Origin of the sequence: Rhizobium sp. RHZ02 (genome assembly GCF_014851575.1) — a bacterium.
Lineage (GTDB): Bacteria > Pseudomonadota > Alphaproteobacteria > Rhizobiales > Rhizobiaceae > Rhizobium > Rhizobium altiplani.
This window is the reverse complement of record NZ_JACUZX010000003.1, coordinates 23,393-38,783: the sequence shown is the minus strand read 5'-3', so window position 1 is coordinate 38,783 and position 15,391 is coordinate 23,393. Positions and strand designations below refer to the sequence as shown.

The window sequence follows — 15,391 nt, the reverse complement described above, 5'->3', positions numbered from 1 at the left end:
CAAATCAGCCTTGCGAAGTCCTCATCTTTGCGCCAGCGCAAAGAGCGGGGCAATTGCGCTGATAAAGGTGAGCCGTTCAGTCACCTTTTACGGATCACACACAATGCTTCGAGCTACCTGCCTTTGCCTCGCGCCTGTTCTTCTCGCCGCCATGCCTTTTGCTGTGCGCGCCGCGGAATATCCGATCGGAGCGCCGCAGCTTGCGGGTGGGATGGAAGTGGCAGCCGTCTATCTTCAGCCGGTCGAAATGGATCCTCCGGGAATGATGCTTGCAACGGCCGAATCCGACGTTCATCTGGAAGCGGACATACACGCCACGGCCGAGAACGCGAATGGCTTTGCCGAGGGCGACTGGGTGCCGGGTCTTCATGTCGAATACAGGGTGAAGAACCTGGACAACGGTGCTGAACAGGGGGGTGCCCTTGAGGCGATGGTCGCAAGCGACGGGCCGCACTACGGCGACAACGTCAAGCTCTCAGGGCCGGGCCGCTATGCGCTTGAACTCACCGTGCACCCTGGTGGTCACGGCATGATGTCGTTCGGCCGGCATGTCGACAAGGAGACCGGAGTAGCCGCGTGGCCTGAAGCATTTACCCTGAAATATGAATTCGTGTTTGCCGGCGTCGGAAAGAAGGGCGGCTACTGATGTGGCTGCGAACGCTCGTTTCGGGGCTCTCGGTCTGCCTCGCGGTCACGCCCGCCGTTGCGCAGGGCGACGATCCGGTCATCCAGATTCACTTCAGCAATGGGATGATCTCGCCATGCGTCATCGAGGTGCCAGCCAACACGCGTTTCAAACTTGAGCTTCACAACGACGGCTCGACACCGGTCGAATTCGAAAGCATTCCGCTGCGCAAGGAAAAGGTGCTCGCTCCGGGCGCCTCAAGCTTTCTCGTGTTTCGCTCGTTGGATGTCGGAACCTATGCCTTCTTCGACGACTTTCACCTCGACATGCCACCGGCGAGCATGGTCGCCAAATGAGCGCGAACCTTTATCTGCAGTCCTTCGAGATCGCATCCGTGGTCTGGCGGGAAACATTTGAAGCCTTGCTCGTCGTCGGAATCCTTTTGACCTGGTCATTGCGGGAGGGGCCTTCCGCTCAAAGAACAGCCGTCGGATGGATTGCCGCGGGGGTTGCCTCCGGCATCCTGTTCGCCGCCGCCCTGGCGCTGATCATGAGCCGGGCCTCCGCACTGCTCGACGGGGATGCCGGGGAAATACTCCAGATGATCATGGCGTCGCTGGCCTCAGTCCTCATGCTGAGAATGGTGTTCTGGATGCGCCGGATGGAACAGGGCGATACCGGGGGACTGCGCAATGAGGCGCTCGGGCATGTACGGGCTGGCAACTGGCTGGGTCTGGCTTCCCTGGCGGCGCTTGCCGTAGCCCGGGAAGGAGCCGAAACAGTCATTTTTCTCTATGGAATGCTCTCTGCGTCCGAAGGGAGGCAGACCGGCATTGTCGTCGTGTCGGGAGCGATTGGTCTGGTGCTGGCCGCGGGAACGTTCTGGGCGTTTAGGGCCGGTGCGGCGATGGCATCCAAGAAGGTGTTGTCGCGGATCAGTCAGGCGCTCCTCATCATCCTCGGCAGCGGCCTGGCAATGACCGTCATCGACAAGTCGATTTCCCTTGGCAACCTGACGCCCTTGACCGCACCGCTATGGGACTTGAGCTGGCTTCTCGACGATGGCAGGGGGGCCGGCGCCTTCCTCGCCGGGCTCGCAGGCTATCGGGCCCGTCCAGAACTTCTTCCTCTTCTGGGCATCGGGGCCTACTGGCTCACCGCCTCTCTGGCTTACATGCCGCCGCTTAGAGAGAAGGCTCCTGCATGACCTCCATTCAGATTGGCGCGCAGGCGCTTCTTGGCGGCTTCGGCGATCTTCTCCTGCGGCGGCAGGTGTTCATCCGACGCCTTCAATGGGGGATCGTGGCGGGCTATGCGGCGCTTCTGGTCGTGCCCGTCGTCCTGCCTCTTCCTGCGAGGACCGACTTCATATGGACGAACCTGACGCGCTTCGCTCAATTTGTGTTCTGGGGCCTCTGGTGGCCGTTTGTGATCCTTGCAACGGCGCTCGTCGGCAGGTTCTGGTGCGGGATACTCTGCCCGGAAGGCGCGCTTTCGGAGTTTGCCAGTGAGCGGGGCGCGGGGAGGGCGATTCCTGGCTGGATGAAGTGGTCGGGTTGGCCGGTCCTGTCGTTCATTTCCACCACAGTGTACGGTCAGCTTACGAGCATTTATCAGTATCCCAAGCCGGCCGCACTTCTGCTCGGTGGCTCGACATTCGCAGCAATCGCCGTTGGCGCTCGATATGGCAAGGCCAAGAGAGTGTGGTGCCGGTTCCTGTGTCCTGTCAGCGGCGTATTCGGCATCGTGTCGAAGATAGCGCCCCTCCATTTCAGGGTGGATCCCGCGAGCTGGCCCGCGCCACGCGGCCGACCTGATGCCGTGAACTGTGCGCCCCTGGTCCCCATCAAGACCATGCAGGGAGCTGCCGCCTGTCACATGTGCGGCCGTTGTTCCGGACATAGGGGCGCGATCCGGCTGGCGTGGCGAAAGCCGGCGATCGACATCGTGCGAGGATCCGGCCGGATGGCGACCGGATGGGAGACTGCGATGTTGCTCCCGGTCATGCTTGGTCTCGTCCCGGCAGCGCTCACCTGGTCGGGCAGCGACTGGTTTCTGGCCATACGCCAGTGGCTGGTGGAAGCCTGCCTCGACGCACAGTTGATGTGGCCGCTTTCGTTACGGCTGCCATGGTGGCTGTTGACCAACTATCCTGCAGCCGGCGATATCATGACGATCGTCGACGCCGTGTCCCTGCTTGCGCTTCTCGCATTGTCAGCTGCCTTGGCGACCCTCGCTTTTGGGTTCCCTCTGGCAGCGAGCGCCTGGATCCTTCGCAATCGCGTCCGCCCGATGCATCACCTCGCGCAATCCCTTATTCCCCTTGCTTCCGCTTCGTTGTTCACGGGCCTTCTGTCGCTCACGATATCGCAGCTGCGGATGGACGGGATCATGTTGCCGATCGTCGACGATCTAAGAAGCGCGCTGGTTCTGGCGGCCGCCGTCTGGTCTGTCGCACTTTGCCATCAGATCACTGGTCTGTACGACCGGTGTTTCGGCCGGCGGCTCCTGGCGACGTGCCTCTTGGCGCTTCCGACGTTGACCTTTGCAGTCGGCTGGGCGGCGTTCAGCTAGCGACGCTCCAGGGTTGCTGGTCTGTTGACAAGGACACCTCTTGTGGGAAGAGGGCATCATTCAGCCGTCGGCGAGGCAAACCAATCAGATGCGGTGACCGTCGATTGCGACCGATCAAAGCTCTCCATCGCAAAACACTATCGAGATGGAAAACCGCTGGTGCGGAGGGATTTCTGAGTGCCCGGAAGGTTTGGAAAAATCGCCGGCCGCACACAAGGCATCAGCCTGTTTCAGGAACGCTGCAGACGACCGAAGACCAGCCGGCAAAGCTTGTCCGTGTCGACCTTGCCGGTGCGCGCATCAAGGTCGGGCTTGTGTTCGGCTCCGGCTTCACGGGGAGCTCTGCGCTTCTTGATCTCTACGACGAACGGCTTCTGCTGTGGTCTCATGGTTCTTTTCATTTCTTTTCCGTTGAACCCGCTTGAGCGAGCAATTGATTCAGTGCCTGCACGAAGCCTAGCGAAGCAGGCAAGAGCGCACTTTGACCTCCATCAAAGTTATCGGGAAACGGAAGGCGAATATCGACGCATGCGCCCCTGGCGAAGACATCCCGCATGCCGCAGCGCTTCAAAGGTGTAAGGGGAGCTACCTTGAGTTGGCGGGTTTAAGGAGGTCAGCGAGCGTATGGCTGGCCAGATGACCTTTATAGGCGAGGGCAGCTCCTTGCTCTATCGTCCGCCATCCTTGGAGAGTGTCCAGCGCATCCGACCTGGCCTCGCAGGAAACGAGCGCTGCGGCAACCTCCGCAAGGCAGATCGTCTCTGGCGACCGCGCAAGGAAAAGGCCTCCTCTCTTGCCGCGCCGGCTCGCCAAAAAACCGCGACGAACCAGAAGGTTCGCTGCCTTCGCAAGGTGCGGGTGTGACGCCCCGAAAGCCTCGGCGGTCTCGGCGATCGTAACCCGGAAGGGATGGCGCCCAGCGGCCAAAAGAAGCAGCCGTATGCCGTTGTCCAACATCACGGCCATGGCGGTCTACTCGCGTTCGCCGTCGGCCAGTTTCAGAAGGCGCTGCGGATCGGTGACGGTGAGTTTCTGCCGCCCGCCCTCGACGATACCCTTTGATTCCCACGCGCTGAGGATGCGTGAGACCGTGTGAAGCGTCGTTCCGGTCATCTCCGCGATATCCTGCCGCGATATCGGGAAGTCGATCCGGATGCCAACACCGTCGGCCTTTCCCGCCTGCTTGGACAGGCGCAGCACGGCGTGCGCGACGCGCTTTTCAACTTCCTCCGTCGACATCTCGCGAATTCTGACGTGGGCCTCTTCAAGCCGCTGGCCGATGGTCTGCATCGCAGTCATCGCCAGGCGTGGGTTCTGTTCGACGAAGCGTCCCCACATGTCCGTCGGCCATCCGAGGATCAAGCTCTCGGCCGCGGCACGGGCCGTGCCTGGGTAGTCGGTCCTGCGAAACGCCATGGCGAAGCCGAACAAGTCGCCGGGGTGTACCATCCGGACAATGATCTGTTGGCCGTCCTGCGTCACCTGCGTCACCTTGAGCCGCCCATGCAGCAGCAGGAAGAACGACTTCGCCTGTGCCCCTTGCTCGAAAACGGTATCTCCTTGGGCGATGCGACGCGGCACAGCGTGCTCGAGCATCGTGTCGAGGTCGGTGTCCGTCATCCGCTCGAAGAGCGGCAGGGACTTCACTACTGCGCGATCAACCTTCATTTTCGTTCTGCTCCGTCTGGGCGCTGATATGGGGGCCAAGAGCGTCCGTTGCGGCCCTGCGGGCGAACGCCACCACGCTCTGGAAAAACGTGGGACGGCGGACGAGCCGGAAACCGAGATTGTCGGGCGGCGCTCCGACTGCGCAGCCACCGCCCTTGGGATTTCGAACGAAGCTGCTCATCGGCGACCTGTGCTTACCAGAAGCTATTATAATGCCGCAGCCTGCTGGATCCAGTGTCTCCGTCTCTGCTGCCTTGTCTAGATCGACGCGCCTGTTGCACGTGGAGGTCCATTCCCAGATATTGCCCGCGAAGTCGACAAGGCCGGTCGTGCTGATGCCGAACGAACCTCTCGGCTGCGGCTTGGGGTTGGTCGACGCCGCGCGGCGGGCCTCGCGCTCGTAATCGGCAAGCCAACGTGTCGCCGGGTTCGTGTCGTCGGCGTCGATGCCGAGCGCATCGTCAGGAAAGCGGTCGGCTGCGGCGTATGCAAGTTCAAAGTCGCTCGGCAGGCGCCAGTTCTCGCCTGTCCGCTGCGATAGCCATGCCGCGTACTGCACTGCATCGTCGTAGCTCACCCCTGTGACCGGCAGGTCAGGCCCGGCCTGGCCTTCATATTCGGCCGGTGCACACGCGCCGTCCAGCACGCAGCGCTGATATTCTGCGCGGCTCGTCTGAAACTTCATGACGTCGAGCGGGAGGCGGACCTTCGCGTCGTGCTTTGGCGCGTCGACGGCAAGCCCCTTGCGAAAGTATTCGGTCGCCTCGCGATACTCGAAAGAATGAGGCTGTATGGTGACCACTTCCGGAGCGGCAACTCCACCGTCGTGTTGAGCGGACGAAGCAAAACCCGCCTTCACGGCAACCGCTCCGGAGAGCGCGGCCAGAAGAGCGAGTGGAATAGCGATCGAAATGCCTGAAACCGATCCAGTCTCAGCGTGCCTGTTCATGGTCTTTTCGCGAGTAGCGCCTCCTTATAAAAAACGGTGCGCGGACCACCCCGTCCGCGCACCTCCCCCGCCAATGGTCAACTTGCTTGCGGGCTCTTGACCGACGTCATGAGATCGTCGTTCCAGTCCCCCGTGACCTTGAAGTGGGCCGCCGCACCAAGCTCGAACGCCTCGATCAGGTTGTGGTTCACGTAGGCGTAGATGCCAGGCTGAGCAAAGGTGTAAATCGCAGCGCCTGCGGTACCGCCCGGAATGAACCAGGTCTCCTGGTCGATGTCGGGCACGTTGGCGAACTTGCCGGTTGCCCAGACGTATTCGCCATGGCCACCGATGAGATGCGGACGCGTGTCACGGTTGGCCTGCGAATGAATGATCAGGACCGTTTCGCCGACCTTGGCGGTCATCGCGTTGTCGCCAGTCAGTGCACCGACCGCGCCGTTGAAGACGATATGGGTCGGCGTAAGGGTCTTCATCACCGCAACGGTGTCCTCGTAGGCCTCGCCGGGGCTTTCGTATTTCTTGAATTTCCCGGTTTCATCCCGAGGGATGTAGAAGTCCTGTTCTCCAACATAATAGACCTTGTCATAGACGAGCGGCTTTCCGTGACCGTCTGTCAGGCCTTCACGCGGCAGCACCATGATTGCCCCGTTCATCCCCGATGTCACGTGCCAAGGCACCATTCCGGGAGGAGCGCAGTGGTAGACGAAGACGCCTGCCTTCGTGGCTTTGAAGCGAAGGACGGTGCTTTCACCGGGGTTCACGACGGTCAGAGCGCCACCCCCAAGGCCGCCGGTCGCGGCGTGGAAGTCGATGTTATGCTGCATCGTGTTGGTTTCGGGATTGACAAGCGTCAGCTCGACATAATCATCCTGGTGGACAACCATCAGCGGGCCGGGGACCGAGCCGTTGAACGTCATGGCGTTCACTTCCGTGCCGTCCTTGTCCAGCACCATCTTCTTTTCTTCGATGGTAAGCGTGAATTCCTTGATCCTTGGGCCACCCTTGGCCTTCTGATCGTGAGCGTGCACAAACGGCGGCTTTACGAGTTCGACCTTTTCACGAGCCAGCTTCGACAGGTCGACCTTCTTGGCACCCTTGAGTTCCGCGGGGGCGGCATGATCGTCGGCATGGGCAGCGGTGCTCGCGACGATGATGGGTGTAAGCGCCCCTGCGACAGCGGCGCCGGTCAGCATGGTGCGCCGGGTCATTTGCATAGTGTTTGTCATTTCCCAACTCCTGTGGTCGAAGAGCGAGCGAACCCCGCCCTGTCGACAAGGAGAGTAGAGAAAAGGCGGTCAAACTCTTTGACTTGGCGCAAATTTGCTATTTGTGGCAGCGCAAAGTTGTACTGTCCCTATTTGCGTAATATCAACGACCTGCGCTCCAAAACTTGGCATTGCTTGGCCGTCAATTTGGAGACTACGATCATGCAGAAGACCATGGACGCCGAGACGCGCGTCCCCCGCGGCATGTCGCGGACCGGCCTTGTCCTCTTCTCGTATGGCTTCCGGCCATTCTTTCTAGCATCCGCGCTTTGGGGCATTGTCAGCATGGGCCTCTGGACCGCTTATCTGACGCTTGGCGTTCCGGTCGCTGAAGACTATGGGACACTATATTGGCACGCCCACGAGATGCTGTTCGGCTTCGCGCCGGCAATCCTGGCGGGATTTCTGCTCACGGCGATACCGAACTGGACGGGCAGACTTCCGATAGCCGGGCGACCGCTGGCCTTCCTGTTCTCAATCTGGTGCGCTGGCCGCCTCGCGATGTTGGCGAGCGGTCTTACAGGGCTTGTGGCAGCCGCTTTTGTCGACGCCCTCTTCTTGCCCGCAATGCTTGTCCTGTGCACGCGAGAAGTAGTCGCAGGCAAGAAATGGAAGGACCTGAAGGTTGTCGCCGGGCTTTTCATCCTGTCCGTCGCCAACATCTGCTTCCAGGTGAAGGCAATCAACGGGATAAACCCCGAGCTGCCTATTCGTCTCGGGCTGAGCGCCTACGTGCTGTTGGTGACAATCGTCGGCGGCCGAATCCTTCCCAGTTTTACCCGCAACTGGCTGAACCAGTTCGGGCGAACCGACTTTCCCGTACCGTACAATCGGTATGACGCGGCAACGATCATCGTGGGCGCAGTCGCGCTCGGATCCTGGGCGGTCTGGCCAGACGCGATCGCGACCGGCATCGTCGCCGCTGTCGCGACGGTGATGAATGTCATTCGCCTGTACCGTTGGCGCGGCTGGACCACCTGGGCGGAGCCGATCGTGTTCGTTCTACATGCCGCCTTTGCCTTCGTGCCATTGGGATTTGCCGCCGTCGCTCTTGGTGCCGCGGGCCTACCCCAGATCGCAGTGCTGCATGTCTTCGCCATCGGCGCCATTTCGCTGATGATGCTGGCCGTCATGACGCGTGCCACTCGCGGCCATACCGGACGCAAGCTCAAATCGAGCAGGATGACGAATGCATCCTATGTTGTTCTTGCCTTCGTGGCTCTTCTGCGACCGCTTGCAGAAATCGCGCCATCGTTCACTGCACAGATATTGATGACTTCGGCGATCGGATGGATGGCTGCGTTGGCAATGTTTGCATTCGAGCATGCCCCGATGCTCTGCACTGGCCGCAAGCCGTTGACCGTCAGGGGAAAATGAGTGTCTGGCAGCGTTCCGCGCCGAGCGTTTCCGCGCGGTCGTCCGACAGCCGAAAGGGGAAGCGGCAAGACGCGCGATGACGGTCCTGTGGCGCTCACAAGGTCGCGGCCGTCAGCAAGGGAACGCTCCAGAGGGTCGAGCGGGAACAAGCGACAGGGTGGGCAACCGTTTCGTACCCGATTACGAGCCCTGCGGTCCCTTCGCGACAAATCTTGTCTCTTCGCTCAAAACGCTGCCGTTTGAGCTCACGATTGCAATCCACATGCGGTTGCCGAAGCGGACAGAGAGGCGCGTCCTGCCGGCGTCGTCACCAACACCGGCCTCGACTGTGCCACGGACAAGGCCCCGCTTCATGTAGCCTCGAAGCGTCTCTGCCGACAGGCCAAACCGGCCTGCCAGATAGGAAGCGTCTACGGCCAGGTTATCAAGGTCGATGTTCACAGTTTGATGCCTTTCTATCTTGGCCGTCGTCAGGCTGGCTGCTCGAATGAAAACAGCGCGGCCATGTCTGGCGACCATGGAGGATCGTAGACGAGATCGACAACGACATCGATCACGCCGTCGACCTCGGCGGCACGGTTCTTTACCGCCTCGACGATGAAGCCCGATACCGGACAGAAGCGCGTGGTCGTGGTCATCTTGATCCTTACGATGCCTGTGGGGTCGGTATCTATCTCGTAGATGAGACCCAGGTCCACGATGCTGGTTCCGACCTCCGGGTCCTTGATTCCCCGGAGCACGTCGAGGATCATATTCGCAGAGAGATCAGCCATCCGAACCTGCCGGCGTCGCTCTGATCATGATCCTGTAAACCTTTCCGCTGTCGTCGAAGTTCCCGATCCACTCATGGCCGCGGTCCTTCAGCTCATTGAAGAGAAAAACCGGTTCACGGTTCAGCAGGGCGAAAAGGACTTCGCCGCTTTCCATCGTCTCGAGCCGCGCGAGGATACGCTCCATCGGTTCGGGAGGCGGAAGGTCGGTTAGATCGAGGTTCCAAACCGGATCGGGCCAGATGGCTTCCGTCGCCGGGGCCGCCGGCTCAGGTTCGACAGCTTGGTCGCCCGGGACGAAATCGATCTCCCAGTCATCGTCCGAAAGCTTTCGAGCGACGTGCGAGTAGCCCCGCTGCTCGAGCTGACGGATCAGGGGAACCGGCTGGAATATCACATGGAGCCTAAGTCCCTCGCCAGGATCAAGGCTGGAGACGGTATCCATGATCAATTGGAACGGCATCCCGCCGTCCCGCAGGATCTGACGTACGTCGAGTTCACGAAGCTGAACCATTGGCGTTACCCCTTTGATTAACGGCGAAAAGAAGCGCCGGCTTTTTGAATGGTGCTGTCTTCATCGAAGCATCTATATTTGCGAGTGAGCGAGCAAGGACAAGCTCGATGATGAGAGCAGCGGTCGAGAAGGTCTGGAGGATGACGGCAACACGGAAAAGGCCGTCAAAAGCCAAAGATATTGCAAACGACGCGACGACAACCGCGCCGTAGAAGAGCCAAAGCCAGATCGCGGCCCTGCCTCCCGATACGAGATCGGAGAGACGCGGCGTCTGCCGGCGTCCGAGGAGGGGGCCGAAAACCTCGATCCACGTCAGGAAGGGAACGATCTTGAGCAATTGGGCAAGACCCAGGCCCGTCAGCCAGCCGAAGACGAACAGATAGACCGCGGCTGCGAGAAAATGGCTCCCCACATTGGATGCGAGGCCTGTGGCCAGCATCGACATTGACAGTCCGAGTAGCGTGAAGGCCGGCAGTGATCCGGACATGTTCACCTCCAGAGGCCCGCGGCGGCGTCCTTTGTAGGCCGATATCAACTCCAGTACATATATGGCGATCGCTACAGCGAACACTATTGCTGCCGCTGCCAGCAACCATTGGGAAACGGTCGGCCACGTCAGTGAAATCGCAGTCGCCACCGCCAGCACGGCCATACTCACGCCAGCCATGTTGGCGATAAGCTGCGCCCGCTTCATGTCGTCGGACAACAGGAACATCGGGAGCAATTTATAGCTTACGCCGATGGCCGCCAGCGTCATCCACCCCCCGAGGCCGAAGCTTGCGTGGAAGGGAATCCCGTGGAGCAGAAGGACGATGAAAACCGGTGCCTGGGAGACACCCGAAACGGTTACAGCAAAGAGCGAGCCGAGGGCGGCTGTTGCCGCGAGGCAACCGATTGCGATCAGGACGAGGGGCGATGCAGGATGGCTTTTGCGACCGCGCCACAGCACCAGCAGCAACGCAGTTCCCACCCAGGAAAGCGAAGGCGCCAGAGCGGTGACCGCAGCGAGCATCACCCCGCCCGCGACTTCGGATCCACGGTCGATCAGATGGAAGCCCAGCAGCAGAAGAGCAAGCCCGGCGACGATGCCGCCGAGGCCAAGGACGTCGTACCGTCCTTTGGGAAGGCTCAACCCCGTAAGAACCGGTGCGAACTGCAGCAGTGCGCCAATCATCAAGAGGGCAAGCCATCCAATCGTTACAGAGTGCACGACGATGAGGGCGCGAGGATCGCTGACGTCGACGGATGGCGCCCAGCTTCCTGTTGACAGCAGAACCTCCGCAAACAGCAGAAAGAGGAGCGCTGCGCCGAAGTAGCACATGGTCCATCGCGACAGACTGGCGCCCATTGGCATCATCGTGCTTCTCCGGTGCTAGTGGCTGCCGCAGCAGCAGTCGCAGCCGGCGTCGAGACGGGTGATCTCCACACGCCAGACCTCCGGCCCCTGCTCCAGGTATTCCCAGGAAAACTTTCCAGGAAGTGCCGTTTCCAACTGGTATTGAAGCGGCCGGGGTTCGTGATCACTGGTGATATGCAAAACCTTTCCAGGCGTCAGCGTATGCAGCGTGCCGAAGATTTGGGGATGACGCTCAAATGGCGGCAGTACACGCACGTCGATATGCGTGATTTCGCTTTGCGTGGAGGGCGCGTCAGTCATGTGATTGTTCCTTCAGCCGCTGGCATGATGATCGACGGGACCGCGGCGCATCCGTTGTCAGTTGGCAACGATAGGCTTGCGCGGATTGGGGCACTTTGACAGCGAACAAACATCGAGGAGGTTTGACCCGTGCGAATTCGTTTTCATTGACATATGACAAGGAAATGCAGGCGGCGGGCAGACATAAGAGCGCGATGATCCTCAAGAAAGGAGATCGACATGTCGGAAGCTCTGGTCGCCAAATACGGCGACGCCCGACTCCCGCGCTACACAAGCTATCCAACCGCACCGGCATTCGCTGCGACAGTTGGACCTGACGAATACGCGCAAGGGCTTCAAGCCATATCCGCCTCGGACCCTGTCTCGATCTATCTGCACGTGCCCTTTTGCCGCTCGATGTGCTGGTACTGTGGTTGCCACACGACCATCACCCGGCAGGACGCACCGATCCTGGAATATCTCGACGTCATGAGCCAGGAGATCGAACTGGTGTCGTTTGCGGCCCGAAACAATGTGCCGGTCAAGAACGTCCACTTCGGAGGTGGAACACCAACGATCATGAAGCCCCATGAGTTCGCGGCGCTCATGATGAAACTCAGGAGCGCCTTTCAGTTCGAGCACGACGCCAGCGTGGCCGTCGAAATCGACCCGCGCACACTCGCGCCAGAAATGATCGCGGCGATGGGAGAGAACGGCGTTGATCGTGCCAGCCTCGGCGTGCAGAGTTTCGATCCCGTCGTACAGAAGGCCATCAACCGCATCCAGACCTTTGGTCAGACCCAGGCAGCCGTCGCAGGGTTGCGCTCCTTCGGGGTGACGAGCATCAATTTCGACCTGATCTATGGCCTGCCACATCAAACTGTCCAATCGTGCGTGGATACGGTCAGACAGGCAGTCGAATTGAGCCCCGAGCGCTTCGCGGTTTTTGGATATGCTCATGTCCCGGCCTTCAAGAAGCATCAACGGCTTATAGATGAAGCCGCGTTGCCGGATGCCGCGCAGCGAAACGAGCAGGCCGAGGCGGTGGCGGAGGAACTTGTCAACTGTGGCTATGTCCGCATTGGCCTGGATCACTTTGCGCTGCCAGGTGACGAGCTCGCAGTCGCCTCCAGCGCCGGCACCCTCCACAGGAACTTCCAAGGTTACACCACGGATGACTGTGCCACCCTGATCGGCCTTGGCGCCTCCGCGATAGGAAGGCTGCCGTCCGGTTACTACCAAAATCATGTGGCGTTGGGCCGCTATGCTGAACGGGTCGCATCCGGTGTTTTGCCCACGGCGAAAGGCTATATGCTAACCGGGGAAGACAAGCTTCGTGCCAAAGTGATCGAGCGCCTGATGTGTGACTTCGAGGTGGATCTGCCGAAGCTGGCCGAGGAATCAGGATACGAGAGCGGTTTTCTGCTCGACAGGAACGACCGGTTGCAGGCGCTTGTCTCGGACGGCGTAGTCACGATCGAGGAGGGCCGGGTGGTCGTTTCCCGCAGCTCCCGCTTTATGGTCAGGGCGGTTGCTGCCGCGTTCGACGCCTATTTCGGGTCCTTGGGACGATCTCACAGCAAGGCAGCCTAAGCTGATCGGCGCCCGCTTCTTCATGGGGTGTTGACCTTTCGCCTTCTCTGCTGGCCGGGACGGTTTCGGCCAGACGCAACCCGCCAGACCGTATCCGCCATTTCCGGCAATCTCTGGGGTCTCGCTCGTCGCCATTGGCAGGGTTGGCGGCCAGGCTCCCCTTGCGAGCACCGTCGCCGGCCTGCCCATCTCAATCCTGTCGCGCAGCATCTCGTGGATGGAAGTTCGCGGTGAGCCAGTTTCGGTGAAACTCGCCGCCAGAAGGCGGCATCGTTCGTCAAACGATCGGCGTGACATGGGATGGTCCGCGAGATGGCAACATCGTTGTTTCGATGCTCCTGTCCGGCAACCCTTTTGCGGGTAACCAGCCGCAGAACCAAGGGCGACTTGGCTTGCGCGATCGCCGCCGGAAATCTTTCCAGCCCCTCAGCCTCGACGTCGGCCCCCATCCAATGCCAAAAGAACCGCCTGGACCGCCCGCACAGACGACCGCACATACGCCCCTGGCAGTGATCGTAGCCCCGCTATGCCGTCAGGTTTCGATAGATCACAGGAAGAGCACTCGGAAGCTTCGCAATATTCGAGACCAGCGAGAAGCCCGACCGCCCGAAGATCGCGGGAAGGTAATCGCCAGCATTGCGGTCGACTGTGACCGCAAACACTGCCTGGCCGCGATTGCGGGCCTCCATCACCGCCCGCCGGGAGTCCTCGAGCGCGAACCGGCCTTCGTAATGGTCCACGTCGTTCGGCTTTCCGTCGGTCAGAATCAGCAGCAGCTTCTTCCTTGCCCCCTGCAAGTCGAGTTGCTTAGACACGTGTCGGATCGCCGCGCCCATGCGGGTGTAATAGCCGGGCTTCAAGCTGGCGATGCGCCTGGCGGTCGTGGCGGAGAACATCTCCTCGAAGCGCTTCACACTGTCCACCCGGATCCAGCTGTGTCGGCGAGACGTGAACGTGTCGATCGCAAAGCTGTCGCCGCAGGCGTCGAGGCCACGAGCCAGCACGTTAAGCGCCTGCATCTCCACGTCGAGCACCCGCCGATTGTCGAGCCACGAATCCGTGGATAGCGAGACGTCGACCAAAATGGATGTGGCCAGCTCATGGGCCGCAGGACGCGACGATTCGTAGATGCGGTCATCGGGATAACCGGTGGCCAGAAGATCGATGCGCGAGCGCACCACCGCTTCAAGATCGATTTCGTTTCCGTCCAACTGTGCTCGGCAGATCTCGCGTCGTGGCCGAAGGATCTCGAACTGCTTGCGTACCTTCCGGATCACGGACTGGTCGCCTGCAATCGGGGAAATCTTCGCGTCCTGAATTGTCCCGAGCACAACCCGGCAATGGTCTTCAGCGTACTGTTGTGTCCTGAAATTCCATTCCGGATAGAGCAACTCGCCTTCTATTCGCGAAGGATCAACGGCTTCGGGGGAGAGGTCGAGATCGAAGTGGAACTTTGACTTCGGCCGCTCCTTGGTTCCGCTGAGCGTGATGTCGTCGAGCTCGTCGGCAGCCGACGGTTCGTCGTCCTCCCTGTCGTCTGTCGGGCGGTCTACATTGACCATTTCCGCCATGGCGAGAATCTTCTCGAAGCGGTTGAGAATAAACGGGTCGCGCTTTCGGTCGGTGGCATCGTCCTTTCGCTTTGCCTCGTGAGAAACTCGCTTTCCATCGTCATCAGACGATGTGTCGTCGGATGGGAGGTCGTCTCGGTCGGTCGGTTGGCATTCCGCCCGCCCAGTGAAGTCGGGCCAGAGGGGAACGGGTAGCATCGGCAGGTATCCGGGAGGAGCCGCCGCAAGAGCGGGCCGGCACCCCGACGGCAGGACATGCTCCAAGGGGAAGGAGAGGGCACTCTTCACGAAATCTTCAACAAGCATCTCTGCCTGAGGGAGTTTCCCGCGAACGCGGCAGGAAAGGACCGCATGGCTGAGGCGGGCATATCGCTCTGCCATTCCGGGGAATTCCCTGACCAACCGCGCGCAATTGCTGCGCCCCGCCTCGATCCGGGCGATGTCGCCCAGCATCCTGTCGCTGGAGGCCGGCCCCGGCATCTGTGCGACAGCGATATATCCCGCGAGCCAGAAGTAGAGGTCACGATTGAGCCTCTCGTCGTGGAAGAGGTCGATCATGGCCGGTAGATGGATCGCGGAACTGTCCCAGGATGGATGATCGCTTCTTTCCTCGCCGAGACCGACAACCTGGCGAAGCCGCAGACGATGAGACGAGGTTTTCTGGCGCGCTTTCTGGATCTGAAGCGTGCGCCCACCACCAAAGGCGCGGAAGCAGACCGCGAGCTGCGCCTTTAGGTCGGCAAGATGGACAGCGTGCTCCGGATGGCGCTTCCAGGAGCTGGTATCGCCTACGAGGCGATGCCAGGTGCGTCCAACGGTTTCTTCCAGCTCCAGAAACTCAAGCATCTC

17 protein-coding genes are annotated in these 15,391 nt (G+C 60.6%); 6 read left to right on the top strand and 11 right to left on the bottom strand.

Annotated features, from left to right (window positions below; all coding sequences use genetic code 11):
- Positions 1–103 precede the first annotated feature (103 nt).
- Genes IB244_RS05695 through IB244_RS05680 form a run of 4 tightly spaced genes read left to right on the top strand, consistent with a single transcriptional unit; the run spans position 104 to position 3,199 of the window.
- Positions 104–646, top strand: coding sequence for an iron transporter (locus tag IB244_RS05695; RefSeq protein ID WP_192303360.1), 543 nt, complete (start codon positions 104–106; stop codon positions 644–646).
- Positions 646–981 (top strand): cupredoxin domain-containing protein, encoded by a 336-nt coding sequence (locus IB244_RS05690; RefSeq protein ID WP_192303358.1) that lies wholly within the window; start codon positions 646–648, stop codon positions 979–981. Before IB244_RS05695 ends, IB244_RS05690 begins: the two co-directional genes overlap by 1 nt.
- The gene (locus IB244_RS05685; protein WP_192303356.1) at positions 978–1,832 is read left to right on the top strand and encodes an FTR1 family protein; all 855 of its coding nucleotides are present in this window, start codon (positions 978–980) and stop codon (positions 1,830–1,832) included. Before IB244_RS05690 ends, IB244_RS05685 begins: the two co-directional genes overlap by 4 nt.
- A complete protein-coding gene (locus tag IB244_RS05680) occupies positions 1,829–3,199 on the top strand; it encodes a 4Fe-4S binding protein (protein WP_192303354.1) in 1,371 nt (456 codons plus the stop codon). The genes IB244_RS05685 and IB244_RS05680 overlap by 4 nt, the downstream gene beginning before the upstream one ends.
- A gap of 230 nt (positions 3,200–3,429) precedes the next feature.
- Here IB244_RS05680 and IB244_RS05675 read toward each other — a convergent pair whose 3' ends face one another.
- The 5 genes from IB244_RS05675 to nirK form a co-directional block, all read right to left on the bottom strand.
- Positions 3,430–3,600: a hypothetical protein gene (locus tag IB244_RS05675; protein ID WP_192303352.1), complete on the bottom strand. Its 171-nt coding sequence runs from the start codon at positions 3,598–3,600 to the stop codon at positions 3,430–3,432.
- 184 nt (positions 3,601–3,784) lie between these two features.
- Entirely contained in the window at positions 3,785–4,156 is a 372-nt protein-coding gene (locus IB244_RS33060; protein ID WP_409564052.1) for an RrF2 family transcriptional regulator, read from the bottom strand.
- A 15-nt stretch (positions 4,157–4,171) separates the two neighbouring features.
- A complete protein-coding gene (locus IB244_RS05665; protein WP_025660781.1) occupies positions 4,172–4,867 on the bottom strand; it encodes a Crp/Fnr family transcriptional regulator in 696 nt (231 codons plus the stop codon).
- Positions 4,857–5,816 carry an SUMF1/EgtB/PvdO family nonheme iron enzyme gene (locus IB244_RS05660; RefSeq protein ID WP_192303349.1) on the bottom strand — a complete coding sequence of 320 codons (960 nt, stop codon included), beginning with the start codon at positions 5,814–5,816 and terminating at the stop codon, positions 4,857–4,859. The genes IB244_RS05665 and IB244_RS05660 overlap by 11 nt, the downstream gene beginning before the upstream one ends.
- 77 nt (positions 5,817–5,893) lie before the next feature.
- Positions 5,894–7,042, bottom strand: coding sequence for a copper-containing nitrite reductase (gene nirK / locus IB244_RS05655; protein WP_192303347.1), 1,149 nt, complete (start codon positions 7,040–7,042; stop codon positions 5,894–5,896).
- 201 nt (positions 7,043–7,243) lie between these two features.
- Here nirK and IB244_RS05650 point away from each other — a divergent pair, with 201 nt between their 5' ends.
- Positions 7,244–8,458, top strand: a complete 1,215-nt coding sequence (locus tag IB244_RS05650; protein ID WP_192303345.1) for an NnrS family protein — start codon at positions 7,244–7,246, stop codon at positions 8,456–8,458.
- A 180-nt stretch (positions 8,459–8,638) separates the two neighbouring features.
- Here the strand turns inward: IB244_RS05650 and IB244_RS05645 are convergent, their stop codons facing one another.
- From IB244_RS05645 to IB244_RS05625, 5 genes are read right to left on the bottom strand one after another with little or no spacing between them, the layout of a single operon-like run.
- The gene (locus IB244_RS05645) at positions 8,639–8,899 is read right to left on the bottom strand and encodes a DUF6522 family protein (protein ID WP_192303343.1); all 261 of its coding nucleotides are present in this window, start codon (positions 8,897–8,899) and stop codon (positions 8,639–8,641) included.
- Positions 8,900–8,928: 29 nt separating this feature from the next.
- The gene (locus tag IB244_RS05640; protein WP_112644674.1) at positions 8,929–9,231 is read right to left on the bottom strand and encodes a metal-sulfur cluster assembly factor; all 303 of its coding nucleotides are present in this window, start codon (positions 9,229–9,231) and stop codon (positions 8,929–8,931) included.
- On the bottom strand, positions 9,224–9,742 hold the full coding sequence (locus IB244_RS05635; RefSeq protein ID WP_192240818.1) for a DUF2249 domain-containing protein: 519 nt from the start codon (positions 9,740–9,742) through the stop codon (positions 9,224–9,226). The genes IB244_RS05640 and IB244_RS05635 overlap by 8 nt, the downstream gene beginning before the upstream one ends.
- Positions 9,726–11,099: a hypothetical protein gene (locus IB244_RS05630; protein ID WP_192303341.1), complete on the bottom strand. Its 1,374-nt coding sequence runs from the start codon at positions 11,097–11,099 to the stop codon at positions 9,726–9,728. Before IB244_RS05630 ends, IB244_RS05635 begins: the two co-directional genes overlap by 17 nt.
- 15 nt (positions 11,100–11,114) lie before the next feature.
- On the bottom strand, positions 11,115–11,399 hold the full coding sequence (locus IB244_RS05625; protein WP_062368245.1) for a DUF2249 domain-containing protein: 285 nt from the start codon (positions 11,397–11,399) through the stop codon (positions 11,115–11,117).
- 219 nt (positions 11,400–11,618) lie between these two features.
- On the opposite strand from IB244_RS05625, the gene hemN reads away from it, so the two are divergent.
- Positions 11,619–12,971 carry an oxygen-independent coproporphyrinogen III oxidase gene (gene hemN / locus IB244_RS05620; RefSeq protein WP_192303339.1) on the top strand — a complete coding sequence of 451 codons (1,353 nt, stop codon included), beginning with the start codon at positions 11,619–11,621 and terminating at the stop codon, positions 12,969–12,971.
- 524 nt (positions 12,972–13,495) lie between these two features.
- On the opposite strand, the gene IB244_RS05615 is transcribed toward hemN, so the two are convergent.
- Complete coding sequence (locus IB244_RS05615) at positions 13,496–15,388, bottom strand: nitric oxide reductase activation protein NorD (RefSeq protein WP_192303337.1); 1,893 nt, start codon at positions 15,386–15,388, stop codon at positions 13,496–13,498.
- Between the last annotated feature and the right edge of the window lie 3 nt (positions 15,389–15,391).

Excerpts from the sequence above, each read along its gene's own strand:
- IB244_RS05660 (WP_192303349.1), bottom strand. The coding sequence starts at position 5,816 with ATGAACAGGCACGCTGAGACTGGATCGGTTTCAGGCATTTCGATCGCT.
- IB244_RS05675 (WP_192303352.1), bottom strand. The coding sequence starts at position 3,600 with ATGAAAAGAACCATGAGACCACAGCAGAAGCCGTTCGTCGTAGAGATC.
- IB244_RS33060 (WP_409564052.1), bottom strand. The coding sequence starts at position 4,156 with ATGTTGGACAACGGCATACGGCTGCTTCTTTTGGCCGCTGGGCGCCAT.
- IB244_RS05635 (WP_192240818.1), bottom strand. The coding sequence starts at position 9,742 with ATGGTTCAGCTTCGTGAACTCGACGTACGTCAGATCCTGCGGGACGGC.
- IB244_RS05695 (WP_192303360.1), top strand. The coding sequence starts at position 104 with ATGCTTCGAGCTACCTGCCTTTGCCTCGCGCCTGTTCTTCTCGCCGCC.
- IB244_RS05680 (WP_192303354.1), top strand. The coding sequence starts at position 1,829 with ATGACCTCCATTCAGATTGGCGCGCAGGCGCTTCTTGGCGGCTTCGGC.
- hemN (WP_192303339.1), top strand. The coding sequence starts at position 11,619 with ATGTCGGAAGCTCTGGTCGCCAAATACGGCGACGCCCGACTCCCGCGC.
- IB244_RS05650 (WP_192303345.1), top strand. The coding sequence starts at position 7,244 with ATGCAGAAGACCATGGACGCCGAGACGCGCGTCCCCCGCGGCATGTCG.
- IB244_RS05625 (WP_062368245.1), bottom strand. The coding sequence starts at position 11,399 with ATGACTGACGCGCCCTCCACGCAAAGCGAAATCACGCATATCGACGTG.
- IB244_RS05640 (WP_112644674.1), bottom strand. The coding sequence starts at position 9,231 with ATGGCTGATCTCTCTGCGAATATGATCCTCGACGTGCTCCGGGGAATC.
- IB244_RS05690 (WP_192303358.1), top strand. The coding sequence starts at position 646 with ATGTGGCTGCGAACGCTCGTTTCGGGGCTCTCGGTCTGCCTCGCGGTC.
- IB244_RS05615 (WP_192303337.1), bottom strand. The coding sequence starts at position 15,388 with ATGCTTGAGTTTCTGGAGCTGGAAGAAACCGTTGGACGCACCTGGCAT.
- IB244_RS05685 (WP_192303356.1), top strand. The coding sequence starts at position 978 with ATGAGCGCGAACCTTTATCTGCAGTCCTTCGAGATCGCATCCGTGGTC.
- IB244_RS05630 (WP_192303341.1), bottom strand. The coding sequence starts at position 11,099 with ATGATGCCAATGGGCGCCAGTCTGTCGCGATGGACCATGTGCTACTTC.
- IB244_RS05665 (WP_025660781.1), bottom strand. The coding sequence starts at position 4,867 with ATGAAGGTTGATCGCGCAGTAGTGAAGTCCCTGCCGCTCTTCGAGCGG.
- nirK (WP_192303347.1), bottom strand. The coding sequence starts at position 7,042 with ATGACAAACACTATGCAAATGACCCGGCGCACCATGCTGACCGGCGCC.